Source organism: Cellulosimicrobium sp. GQ32, assembly GCF_059758455.1.
Genome location: NZ_JCAXEP010000003.1, coordinates 392490 through 403279, shown reverse-complemented (window position 1 = coordinate 403279; position 10790 = coordinate 392490). Strand labels below are relative to the sequence as shown.

Sequence of the window (10790 nt, the reverse complement as noted above, 5' to 3'; positions counted from 1 at the left end):
CCTGCCGGACGGCAGGTAACCTGGTAAACCGTGCCCGCGCCGTCGGGCCCTCCGTGATGTCCCTGGCGGGGCGGTGTCAGCGAGCGATCGCTCCCACCTCCGCGCAGCGGGCTCCGGACGGGCCGATGTGAGTGCCCGGGCGCTCCGGATCCCGGTCCATGCGGCGCCTTCGTGCCCGCGGGCGGGGGACGGACCATCGAGCCGGTGGTAGGTGGCTGCTGCAGCGTGTCTCGCGCTGCGGGTGCCTCGTGCGATCGGCTCCAGCAGCCAGCACGACCACCATCGGGGATAGCCCCGGTAGCTCGAGAAGACACGGAGACGTAGTGCCTACGATCCAGCAGCTCGTCCGCAAGGGGCGGACCTCGAAGGTGGGGAAGTCGAAGACCCCCGCCCTCAAGGGCTCCCCGCAGCGGCGCGGTGTGTGCACGCGCGTGTACACCACCACCCCGAAGAAGCCGAACTCCGCGCTGCGCAAGGTCGCTCGCGTGAAGCTCTCCTCCCAGGTCGAGGTCACGGCCTACATCCCCGGCGTCGGCCACAACCTCCAGGAGCACTCCATCGTGCTCGTGCGCGGCGGTCGTGTGAAGGACCTCCCGGGTGTGCGCTACAAGATCGTGCGCGGCGCGCTCGACACGCAGGGCGTGAAGAACCGCAAGCAGGCCCGCAGCCGCTACGGCGCCAAGAAGGAGAAGAGCTGATGCCTCGCAAGGGCCCGGCCCCGAAGCGGCCGCTCATCGTCGACCCCGTCTACGGGTCGCCCGTCGTCACGCAGCTCATCAACAAGGTGCTGCTCGACGGCAAGAAGTCCACCGCCGAGTCGATCGTCTACGGCGCCCTCGAGGGCGTCCGTGCGAAGACCGACGGCGACCCGGTCGTCGTCCTCAAGCGCGCGCTCGAGAACGTCCGCCCCGCGCTCGAGGTCCGCTCGCGCCGCGTCGGTGGCGCGACCTACCAGGTCCCCGTCGAGGTGCGTCCCGCGCGTGCCACGACGCTCGCGCTGCGCTGGCTCACGGACTACTCGCGCGCGCGTCGTGAGAAGTCGATGACGGAGCGCCTCATGAACGAGATCCTCGACGCGAGCAACGGCCTCGGCGCCGCGGTCAAGCGTCGCGAGGACATGCACAAGATGGCGGAGTCCAACAAGGCCTTCGCCCACTACCGCTGGTAGTCCGCCCGACCGGCCTCGGGGACCTCACGGTCCCCGGGGCCGTCGGCGGGTCTCCGGCCGGCCACCCCGGTCCGAGCAGCGCCCCCGACTCAACCCACCTAGCGAGGGAAACAGACCGTGGCACTTGACGTGCTGACCGACCTGAACAAGGTCCGCAACATCGGCATCATGGCCCACATCGATGCCGGGAAGACCACGACCACCGAGCGCATCCTGTTCTACACGGGTGTGAACTACAAGATCGGTGAGACGCACGACGGCGCGTCGACGATGGACTGGATGGAGCAGGAGCAGGAGCGCGGCATCACGATCACGTCGGCCGCGACGACCTGCTACTGGAAGAACAACCAGATCAACATCATCGACACGCCCGGCCACGTCGACTTCACGGTCGAGGTCGAGCGCTCCCTGCGCGTGCTCGACGGCGCCGTCGCCGTCTTCGACGGCAAGGAGGGCGTGGAGCCGCAGTCGGAGACGGTGTGGCGCCAGGCGGACAAGTACAACGTGCCGCGCATCTGCTTCGTCAACAAGATGGACAAGCTCGGTGCGGACTTCTACTTCACCGTCGACACCATCATCAACCGCCTCAAGGCGAAGCCGCTGGTCATCCAGCTCCCGATCGGCTCGGAGAACGACTTCACCGGCGTCGTCGACCTGCTCGAGATGAAGGCCCTCGTCTGGCACGGGGAGACCAAGCTCGGCGAGGCGTACGACACCGAGGAGATCCCGGCCGACCTTCTCGAGAAGGCCGAGCAGTACCGCAGCGAGCTCATCGAGGCCGTCGCGGAGGCTGACGAGGAGCTGCTCGAGAAGTACCTCGGTGGCGAGGAGCTGACGATCGCGGAGATCAAGTCCGGGATCCGCAAGCTCGTCATCGCCGGCGAGGCCTTCCCGGTCCTGTGCGGGTCCGCGTTCAAGAACAAGGGCGTGCAGCCCATGCTCGACGCGGTCATCGACTACCTGCCGTCGCCGCTCGACGTCCCCGCGATCGAGGGCCACGACGTCAAGGACGAGGAGAAGATCGTCGAGCGTCACCCCGACGCCACCGAGCCTTTCTCCGCGCTCGCGTTCAAGGTCGCGTCGCACCCGTTCTTCGGCAAGCTCACCTACGTCCGCGTCTACTCGGGCAAGGTCGCGCAGGGCGCCCAGGTGCTCAACTCGACCAAGGGCAAGAAGGAGCGCATCGGGAAGCTCTTCCAGATGCACTCCAACAAGGAGAACCCGGTCGAGGAGGCGAGCGCGGGTCACATCTACGCGTTCATCGGCCTCAAGGACGTCACGACGGGTGACACGCTGAGCGCGCTCGACGCGCCCGTGATCCTCGAGTCGATGACCTTCCCCGAGCCCGTCATCGACGTGGCGATCGAGCCGAAGACGAAGGCCGACCAGGAGAAGCTCTCGACGGCGATCCAGAAGCTCGCCGAGGAGGACCCGACGTTCCGCGTCAAGCTGGACGACGAGACCGGCCAGACCGTCATCGGCGGCATGGGCGAGCTCCACCTCGACATCCTCGTCGACCGCATGCGTCGCGAGTTCAAGGTCGAGGCGAACGTCGGCAAGCCGCAGGTCGCGTACCGCGAGACGATCCGCCGCAAGGCCGAGAAGATCGAGTACACGCACAAGAAGCAGACCGGTGGTTCCGGGCAGTTCGCCAAGGTCCAGGTGACCTTCGAGCCGCTCGACACGGCCGAGGGGGAGCTCTACGAGTTCGCCAACGCCGTCACCGGTGGTCGCATCCCGCGCGAGTACATCCCGAGCGTCGACGCCGGTATCCAGTCCGCGATGGAGCTCGGCGTGCTCGCCGGCTTCCCGCTGGTCGGGGTCAAGGCGACGCTGCTCGACGGCGCCTACCACGAGGTCGACTCCTCGGAGATGGCGTTCAAGATCGCCGGCTCGATGGTCCTCAAGGAGGGCGTCAAGCGGGCGGACCCGGTTCTGCTGGAGCCGGTGATGGCGGTCGAGGTGCGTACGCCCGAGGAGTACATGGGCGACGTCATCGGCGACCTGAACTCACGTCGTGGAATGATCCAGTCCATGGAGGACGCGACGGGTGTGAAGGTCGTCCGGGCCCAAGTACCGTTGTCAGAGATGTTCGGGTACATCGGTGACCTCCGGTCCAAGACCCAGGGTCGTGCCGTGTACTCGATGCAGTTCGACAGCTACGCCGAGGTTCCTCGGAACGTTGCCGAAGAGATCATCAAGAAGACCCGGGGCGAGTGAGTCCCCACAGGTCGAAGACCCGCACAACCATCAACCTGTAGGAAAACCGCAACGCCCCGCGGATGTAGGATCTCTCGGTCGACATTCGCAACGTTCGGCACATCTACCCAAGTCCCAGGAGGACCCCAGTGGCTAAGGCCAAGTTCGAGCGGACCAAGCCGCACGTCAACATCGGCACCATCGGTCACGTCGACCACGGTAAGACGACGCTGACGGCGGCGATCTCGAAGACGCTCGCGGACACGTACCCGGACCTGCCGGCGAACGTCCAGCGCAACTTCGACGAGATCGACGCGGCTCCCGAGGAGAAGCAGCGCGGTATCACGATCAACATCGCGCACATCGAGTACGAGACGCCGAAGCGCCACTACGCGCACGTCGACGCCCCGGGTCACGCCGACTACATCAAGAACATGATCACCGGTGCCGCCCAGATGGACGGCGCGATCCTCGTGGTCGCCGCGACCGACGGTCCGATGGCCCAGACGCGCGAGCACGTCCTGCTCGCCCGTCAGGTCGGCGTTCCCTACCTGCTCGTCGCGCTGAACAAGTCCGACATGGTCGACGACGAGGAGATCCTCGAGCTCGTCGAGATGGAGGTGCGCGAGCTCCTCTCCTCGCAGGAGTTCGACGGCGACAACGCGCCCGTCGTGCGCGTGTCGGGTCTCAAGGCGCTCGAGGGCGACCCCGAGTGGACCTCGAAGATCATCGAGCTCATGGAGGCCGTCGACGAGAACGTGCCCGAGCCCGTCCGCGAGCTCGACAAGCCGTTCCTCATGCCCGTCGAGGACGTCTTCACGATCACCGGTCGTGGCACCGTCGTCACCGGCAAGGTGGAGCGTGGCACGCTCGACCTCAACTCGGACGTCGAGATCGTCGGCATCCGCTCGCCCCAGAAGACCACGGTCACGGGCATCGAGACGTTCCACAAGCAGATGGACCAGGCTCAGGCCGGCGACAACACCGGTCTGCTCCTGCGCGGCATCAAGCGTGAGGACGTCGAGCGCGGCCAGGTCGTTGTGAAGCCGGGTTCGATCACCCCGCACACGCAGTTCGAGGCGCAGGTCTACATCCTGGGCAAGGACGAGGGTGGCCGCCACAACCCGTTCTACTCGAACTACCGTCCGCAGTTCTACTTCCGCACGACGGACGTCACCGGCGTCATCACGCTGCCCGAGGGCACCGAGATGGTCATGCCCGGCGACAACACCGAGATGACGGTCGAGCTCATCCAGCCGATCGCCATGGAGGAGGGCCTCGGTTTCGCCATCCGTGAGGGTGGCCGCACCGTCGGCTCGGGCCGCGTCACCAAGATCCTCAAGTGATCTGACGCTGCCTCCGCAGCACTCGTCGAAGGCCCGGTCCCGTCCGCGGGGCCGGGCCTTCGGCCTGCACCACCGTCCCTGCGGTCACCGTCACAGCGCCCGTCCCGGTCTCGACTTGGCCCGGGCGGCCTTCGTGTGGCAGACTGTTCAGGTTGCCTGTTACGGGTGCGCTCTTTCACGTGTCGAACAGTGTGTTGAACCGGTCCTCTCGAGGAGGACCAGGACCCCGGGACCTCGTCCCGGGTCTGCGGGTTGAGCTCTCTGTCGCCATGGATCGAGTACCCCGCGGAACACACGTTCCGACCAGGCTCGCACAAACGTTGTGGTCCGCTCCGCGGAGCCGTGCGTCAGCACGGTGCGGACGCCGGTCCACATATCCAACGGCCCTGCGCCTCTCGGCGTGTGCGCCCAGGTGCGTCGCGACTACGCGACACGCCCGAGCGCGGGGGTCGGACAGCTAGCGGTTCGAGAGAGAGAGTCAGACGACGCCATGGCGGGACAGAAGATCCGCATCCGGCTCAAGTCCTACGACCACGAGGTCATCGACAGCTCGGCGCGCAAGATCGTCGACACGGTGACGCGCGCTGGTGCAACGGTCGTGGGTCCGGTGCCGCTGCCGACGGAGAAGAACGTCTTCTGCGTCATCCGGTCGCCTCACAAGTACAAGGACAGCCGCGAGCACTTCGAGATGCGCACGCACAAGCGGCTGATCGACATCATCGATCCCACGCCGAAGGCCGTCGACTCGCTCATGCGTCTCGACCTGCCTGCCGACGTGAACATCGAGATCAAGCTCTGAGGCTGGAGGACATCATGACTATTCCCCAGCAGAACGCGCGTCCGGTCACCGCGGTGCTCGGCACGAAGCTCGGGATGACGCAGCTCTGGGACGAGGCCGGTCGCCTCGTGCCCGTGACCGTCGTCGCCGTCGGCACGAACGTCGTGACGCAGGTGCGCACGGCCGACGCCGACGGGTACGCCGCCGTGCAGCTCGCCTACGGGCAGATCGACCCGCGCAAGGTCACGAAGCCGCTCAAGGGCCACTTCGAGAAGGCCGGCGTCACGCCGCGCCGTCACGTCGCCGAGGTCCGCACCACCGACGCCGCCGAGTACTCGCTCGGCCAGGAGATCACCGCGGAGGCCTTCGAGGCCGGCGCCGTGGTCGACGTCGTGGGCACGACCAAGGGCAAGGGCACCGCCGGTGTCATGAAGCGCCACGGCTTCTCCGGCGTGGGCGCCTCGCACGGTGCGCACCGCAACCACCGCAAGCCGGGCTCGATCGGTGGGGCCTCGACCCCGTCGCGCGTGTTCAAGGGCCTGCGCATGGCCGGTCGCATGGGCAACGCCCGCCAGACCACCCAGAACCTGACCGTCCACGCGGTCGACGCCGAGAAGGGTCTGCTGCTCGTCAAGGGCGCGGTTCCCGGCCCCAAGGGCGGCGTCGTCCTCGTGCGCAGCGCCGCGAAGGGAGCGTGAACACCATGTCCGCTCTGACCGTTGACGTGCTGGACCCCAAGGGCAAGAAGGCCGGCACCGCCGAGCTCCCCGCCGAGGTGTTCGACGTCGAGCTCAACGTCCCGCTGATCCACCAGGTCGTCGTCGCCCAGCGTGCCGCTGCACGCCAGGGCACCCACGACACCAAGAGCCGCGGCGAGGTCCGCGGTGGTGGTCGCAAGCCGTACAAGCAGAAGGGCACCGGCCGCGCCCGCCAGGGTTCGACCCGTGCGCCGCAGTTCGCCGGCGGTGGCACCGTCCACGGCCCGACGCCGCGCTCGTACGACCAGCGGACGCCCAAGAAGATGAAGGCCGCCGCGCTCCGCGGTGCCCTCTCGGACCGCGCCCGCAACGGCCGTGTCCACGTCGTGACCGGCTTCGGCGTCGACGGCCTGCCGTCGACCAAGACCGCCGTCTCGACGCTCGCCAAGCTCTCCGAGCGCAAGCACGTCCTCGTCGTCACCGAGCGTGGCGACGAGCTGACGATCAAGTCGCTGCGGAACGTCGAGCAGGTCCACCTCCTGGTGGCCGACCAGCTCAACACCTACGACGTGCTCGTCTCCGACGACGTCGTCTTCACGCAGGGCGCGCTCGACGCGTTCCTGGCGGGCCCGGCCACGGGTCGCTCCGCGAAGGCCGTCGCCACCTCCACCGAGGCGGACGAGACTGCTGCCGAGGAGGCCGCGAAGTGACCACCGTGACCAAGGACCCCCGTGACGTGATCCTCGCGCCGGTCGTCTCCGAGAAGAGCTACGGCCTGCTCGACGAGGGCAAGTACACGTTCGTCGTCGACCCGCGGGCCAACAAGACCGAGATCAAGATCGCCGTTGAGCAGATCTTCTCGGTCAAGGTCGCCTCGGTGAACACGATCAACCGCAAGGGCAAGACGCGTCGCACGCGTTTCGGCCTGGGCAAGCGCAAGGACACCAAGCGTGCGATCGTCACCCTCCGCGAGGGCACGATCGACATCTTCGGCTGAGCCGACGAGAGCAGATTGAGGACAGATCCCCATGGGAATCCGTAAGTACAAGCCGACGACGCCCGGCCGCCGCGGCGCGAGCGTCGCCGACTTCGCCGAGATCACGCGCTCGCAGCCGGAGAAGTCTCTGGTCCGCCCGCTCTCGAAGAGCGGCGGCCGCAACAGCTCCGGCCGGATCACCACCCGTCACAAGGGTGGTGGCCACAAGCGTGCGTACCGCGTGATCGACTTCCGTCGCCACGACAAGGACGGCGTGCCCGCCAAGGTCGCGCACATCGAGTACGACCCCAACCGCACGGCGCGTATCGCGCTCCTGCACTACGCGGACGGCGAGAAGCGCTACATCATCGCGCCGGCGAAGCTCAAGCAGGGCGACGTCGTCGAGAACGGTGCGGGCGCGGACATCAAGCCCGGCAACAACCTGCCGCTGCGCAACATCCCGACCGGTACGGTCATCCACGCCATCGAGCTCAAGCCCGGTGGCGGCGCGAAGATCGCCCGCTCGGCCGGTGCGTCCGTGCAGCTCGTCGCCAAGGACGGGCCGTACGCGCAGCTGCGCATGCCCTCCGGCGAGATCCGCAACGTCGACCTGCGCTGCCGCGCGACGGTCGGCGAGGTGGGCAACGCCGAGCAGTCGAACATCAACTGGGGCAAGGCCGGCCGCATGCGCTGGAAGGGCAAGCGCCCGACCGTCCGTGGTGTCGCCATGAACCCGATCGACCACCCGCACGGTGGTGGTGAGGGCAAGACGTCCGGTGGTCGTCACCCGGTGAGCCCGTGGGGCCAGCCGGAGGGTCGTACCCGCCGTCCGAACAAGCCGAGCGACAAGCTGATCGTGCGTCGTCGCCGTACCGGCAAGAAGCGCTGATAGGAGCCTGGAGACATGCCTCGTAGCCTGAAGAAGGGCCCCTTCGTCGACGGCCACCTGCAGAAGAAGGTGGACGCTCAGAACGAGAAGGGGACCAAGAACGTCATCAAGACCTGGTCCCGTCGGTCGGTCATCACGCCCGACTTCCTCGGTCACACGTTCGCCGTGCACGACGGTCGCAAGCACACGCCGGTGTTCGTCACCGAGTCGATGGTCGGCCACAAGCTCGGCGAGTTCGCTCCCACGCGGACCTTCCGCGGCCACGTGAAGGACGACAAGAAGGGTCGTCGCCGCTGACCCCCGGGTCAGTCTGGTGACGACCTGGACGGTCAAGAGACAAGAAGGCAGGACAGCAATGGAAGCCAAGGCGCAGGCGCGGTTCGTCCGTGTCACGCCCCAGAAGGCCCGGCGCGTCGTGGACCTCATCCGTGGCAAGCAGGCCTCCGAGGCCGTCGCGGTGCTGAAGTTCGCACCGCAGGCGGCGAGCGAGCCCGTCCGCAAGGTCGTGGAGAGCGCGATCGCCAACGCCCGGGTGAAGGCGGACCGTGCGAGCGAGGCGTTCGAGGAGCAGGAGCTCGTCGTGCGTGAGGCGTTCGTCGACGAGGGCCCGACCCTCAAGCGTTTCCGCCCGCGGGCCCAGGGCCGTGCGAACCGCATCCTCAAGCGCACCAGCCACATCACCGTGGTCGTCGCTCCGCGTGAGAACACGAAGGGAAGTGCCCGATAGTGGGACAGAAGGTTCACCCGCACGGGTACCGCCTCGGCATCACCACCGACCACCGGTCGCGCTGGTTCGCCGACAGCACCAAGCCCGGACAGCGGTACCGCGACTACGTCCGCGAGGACGTCCAGATCCGCAAGCTCATGAGCACCGGTCTCGAGCGCGCAGGCATCTCCAAGGTCGAGATCGAGCGCACCCGTGACCGCGTCCGCGTGGACATCCACACGGCACGCCCGGGCATCGTCATCGGCCGCCGTGGCGCCGAGGCCGACCGCATCCGCGGCGAGCTCGAGAAGCTCACGGGCAAGCAGGTGCAGCTCAACATCCTCGAGGTGAAGAACGCCGAGACGGACGCGCAGCTCGTCGCTCAGGGCATCGCCGAGCAGCTCGCGAGCCGCGTCTCGTTCCGCCGTGCGATGCGCAAGGGCATCCAGTCGGCCCAGCGCGCCGGTGCCAAGGGCATCCGCGTGCAGGTCGCCGGCCGCCTCGGCGGCGCCGAGATGAGCCGGTCGGAGTTCTACCGCGAGGGCCGTGTGCCGCTGCACACGCTCCGTGCGTACATCGACTACGGCTTCTTCGAGGCCCGCACGACCTTCGGCCGCATCGGCGTGAAGGTCTGGATCTACAAGGGCGACGTCACCGAGAAGGAGTTCGCCGCGCAGCAGGCCACGGCCGCTCCGCGCCAGGGCCGTGGTGGCCCGCGCGGTGAGCGCGGCGGCGACCGTCGTGGTGGCGGCCGTCGTCCCGAGCGTTCGGCCGAGCGGACCCCCGCGTCCGAGTCGCCGGCGGCGCCCGAGCAGGCTGCTCCCGCCGCAGAGGCGAAGGCCCCTGAGACCGGAACGGAGGCCTGAGTCATGCTGATCCCGCGCAGGCTCAAGCACCGCAAGCAGCACCACCCGTCGCGTTCCGGCGCGGCGAAGGGTGGCACGCAGATCGCGTTCGGCGAGTACGGCATCCAGGCTCTCGAGCCGGCGTACGTGACGAACCGCCAGATCGAGGCTGCTCGTATCGCGATGACCCGCCACATCAAGCGTGGCGGCAAGGTCTGGATCAACATCTACCCGGACCGTCCCCTGACCAAGAAGCCTGCCGAGACCCGCATGGGTTCCGGTAAGGGTTCGCCCGAGTGGTGGGTCGCCAATGTCAAGCCCGGCCGGATCGTCTTCGAGCTGGCCGGTGTCCCGGAGGACCTGGCTCGCGAGGCGATGCGCCGCGCGATCCACAAGCTCCCGATGAAGTGCCGTTTCGTGGTGCGCGAGGGTGGTGGCAACTGATGGCAATCGGAACGAAGGGGCTCGCCCCCGTCGACCTCGACGCCATGGACGACGAGACGCTCGTCGCCGAGCTCAAGAAGGTCAAGGAGGAGCTCTTCAACCTCCGCTTCCAGTCGGCCACCGGCCAGCTGGAGAGCCACGGGCGCCTCAAGGCCGTCCGCCGCGACATCGCGCGGATCTACACGATCCTGCGTGAGCGCGAGCTCGGCATCCGTACCGCGCCGAGTGCCGAGTGAGTGAGGCTGGAATGAGCGAGAACGCAACGAACGCGCCCGAGGCGGCCGAGGAGCGCGCGAACCGCAAGACGCGCCGCGGCTACGTCGTGAGCGACAAGATGGACAAGACCGTGGTGGTCGAGGTCGAGGACCGGGTCAAGCACCCGCTCTACGGCAAGGTCATCCGCCGCACGAGCAAGGTCAAGGCGCACGACGAGCAGAACTCTGCCGGCGTGGGCGACCTGGTGCTCATCATGGAGACCCGCCCGCTGTCCGCGACCAAGCGGTGGCGCCTCGCGGAGATCCTCGAGAAGGCCAAGTGATCCACCGGTCGTGACGGGCGAGCCCGGCTCGCTCGTCACGACCGCTCTCGTGCCGCACCGCGGTGCGGCAACCAGTGAGGACAGGTCGGGCGGGTCCACCGCCCGGTCCTGGCCGGTTCACCCGCGAGGGACCCGGCACTGACAGCTATCCGTTCGGCAAGGCTCGCCTCGCGCGAGAACCGGCTCGACGACAGGAGTTCATT

At 67.8% G+C, this 10790-nt stretch carries 15 protein-coding genes; all 15 read left to right on the top strand.

Translation table 11 applies throughout. The features are described from left to right. Positions 1-323 precede the first annotated feature (323 nt). The 15 genes from rpsL (at position 324) to rpsQ (ending at position 10587) form a co-directional block, all read left to right on the top strand. Complete coding sequence (gene rpsL, locus AC6CH9_RS07950) at positions 324-698, top strand: 30S ribosomal protein S12 (protein ID WP_021479869.1); 375 nt, start codon at positions 324-326, stop codon at positions 696-698. Next, complete coding sequence (rpsG, locus tag AC6CH9_RS07945) at positions 698-1168, top strand: 30S ribosomal protein S7 (RefSeq protein ID WP_047233808.1); 471 nt, start codon at positions 698-700, stop codon at positions 1166-1168. The genes rpsL and rpsG overlap by 1 nt, the downstream gene beginning before the upstream one ends. A 117-nt stretch (positions 1169-1285) precedes the next feature. Then, a complete protein-coding gene (fusA, locus tag AC6CH9_RS07940) occupies positions 1286-3388 on the top strand; it encodes an elongation factor G (RefSeq protein ID WP_498154387.1) in 2103 nt (700 codons plus the stop codon). Positions 3389-3516: 128 nt separating this feature from the next. Then, a complete protein-coding gene (gene tuf / locus AC6CH9_RS07935; RefSeq protein ID WP_047233810.1) occupies positions 3517-4713 on the top strand; it encodes an elongation factor Tu in 1197 nt (398 codons plus the stop codon). Positions 4714-5203: 490 nt separating this feature from the next. Continuing rightward, positions 5204-5512 carry a 30S ribosomal protein S10 gene (gene rpsJ / locus AC6CH9_RS07930; protein WP_012867945.1) on the top strand — a complete coding sequence of 103 codons (309 nt, stop codon included), beginning with the start codon at positions 5204-5206 and terminating at the stop codon, positions 5510-5512. A 14-nt stretch (positions 5513-5526) separates the two neighbouring features. Continuing rightward, the gene (gene rplC / locus AC6CH9_RS07925; RefSeq protein WP_047233811.1) at positions 5527-6189 is read left to right on the top strand and encodes a 50S ribosomal protein L3; all 663 of its coding nucleotides are present in this window, start codon (positions 5527-5529) and stop codon (positions 6187-6189) included. Between the two features lie 5 nt (positions 6190-6194). Then, on the top strand, positions 6195-6899 hold the full coding sequence (gene rplD, locus AC6CH9_RS07920; RefSeq protein WP_047233829.1) for a 50S ribosomal protein L4: 705 nt from the start codon (positions 6195-6197) through the stop codon (positions 6897-6899). Next, positions 6896-7186, top strand: coding sequence for a 50S ribosomal protein L23 (rplW, locus tag AC6CH9_RS07915; RefSeq protein WP_021479876.1), 291 nt, complete (start codon positions 6896-6898; stop codon positions 7184-7186). The genes rplD and rplW overlap by 4 nt, the downstream gene beginning before the upstream one ends. Before the next feature lie 31 nt (positions 7187-7217). Beyond that, entirely contained in the window at positions 7218-8054 is an 837-nt protein-coding gene (gene rplB / locus AC6CH9_RS07910) for a 50S ribosomal protein L2 (protein ID WP_047233812.1), read from the top strand. 15 nt (positions 8055-8069) lie between these two features. Further along, positions 8070-8351 carry a 30S ribosomal protein S19 gene (gene rpsS, locus AC6CH9_RS07905; protein ID WP_047233813.1) on the top strand — a complete coding sequence of 94 codons (282 nt, stop codon included), beginning with the start codon at positions 8070-8072 and terminating at the stop codon, positions 8349-8351. 58 nt (positions 8352-8409) lie between these two features. Beyond that, entirely contained in the window at positions 8410-8781 is a 372-nt protein-coding gene (rplV, locus tag AC6CH9_RS07900) for a 50S ribosomal protein L22 (protein WP_021479879.1), read from the top strand. Then, positions 8781-9626, top strand: coding sequence for a 30S ribosomal protein S3 (gene rpsC, locus AC6CH9_RS07895; RefSeq protein WP_047233814.1), 846 nt, complete (start codon positions 8781-8783; stop codon positions 9624-9626). Before rplV ends, rpsC begins: the two co-directional genes overlap by 1 nt. A gap of 3 nt (positions 9627-9629) precedes the next feature. Beyond that, the gene (gene rplP / locus AC6CH9_RS07890) at positions 9630-10049 is read left to right on the top strand and encodes a 50S ribosomal protein L16 (protein ID WP_047233815.1); all 420 of its coding nucleotides are present in this window, start codon (positions 9630-9632) and stop codon (positions 10047-10049) included. After that, positions 10049-10285, top strand: a complete 237-nt coding sequence (gene rpmC, locus AC6CH9_RS07885; RefSeq protein WP_021480429.1) for a 50S ribosomal protein L29 — start codon at positions 10049-10051, stop codon at positions 10283-10285. The genes rplP and rpmC overlap by 1 nt, the downstream gene beginning before the upstream one ends. A gap of 11 nt (positions 10286-10296) precedes the next feature. Then, the gene (rpsQ, locus tag AC6CH9_RS07880; protein ID WP_047233816.1) at positions 10297-10587 is read left to right on the top strand and encodes a 30S ribosomal protein S17; all 291 of its coding nucleotides are present in this window, start codon (positions 10297-10299) and stop codon (positions 10585-10587) included. The last annotated feature ends 203 nt before the right edge of the window (positions 10588-10790 follow it).

Bases quoted from the DNA above. Each gene is read 5' to 3' on its own strand.
- rpmC (WP_021480429.1), top strand. From the start codon at position 10,049: ATGGCAATCGGAACGAAGGGGCTCGCCCCCGTCGACCTCGACGCCATG.
- rplC (WP_047233811.1), top strand. From the start codon at position 5,527: ATGACTATTCCCCAGCAGAACGCGCGTCCGGTCACCGCGGTGCTCGGC.
- rplP (WP_047233815.1), top strand. From the start codon at position 9,630: ATGCTGATCCCGCGCAGGCTCAAGCACCGCAAGCAGCACCACCCGTCG.
- rplV (WP_021479879.1), top strand. From the start codon at position 8,410: ATGGAAGCCAAGGCGCAGGCGCGGTTCGTCCGTGTCACGCCCCAGAAG.
- rpsG (WP_047233808.1), top strand. From the start codon at position 698: ATGCCTCGCAAGGGCCCGGCCCCGAAGCGGCCGCTCATCGTCGACCCC.
- rplB (WP_047233812.1), top strand. From the start codon at position 7,218: ATGGGAATCCGTAAGTACAAGCCGACGACGCCCGGCCGCCGCGGCGCG.
- rpsJ (WP_012867945.1), top strand. From the start codon at position 5,204: ATGGCGGGACAGAAGATCCGCATCCGGCTCAAGTCCTACGACCACGAG.
- rpsQ (WP_047233816.1), top strand. From the start codon at position 10,297: ATGAGCGAGAACGCAACGAACGCGCCCGAGGCGGCCGAGGAGCGCGCG.
- rplD (WP_047233829.1), top strand. From the start codon at position 6,195: ATGTCCGCTCTGACCGTTGACGTGCTGGACCCCAAGGGCAAGAAGGCC.
- rpsS (WP_047233813.1), top strand. From the start codon at position 8,070: ATGCCTCGTAGCCTGAAGAAGGGCCCCTTCGTCGACGGCCACCTGCAG.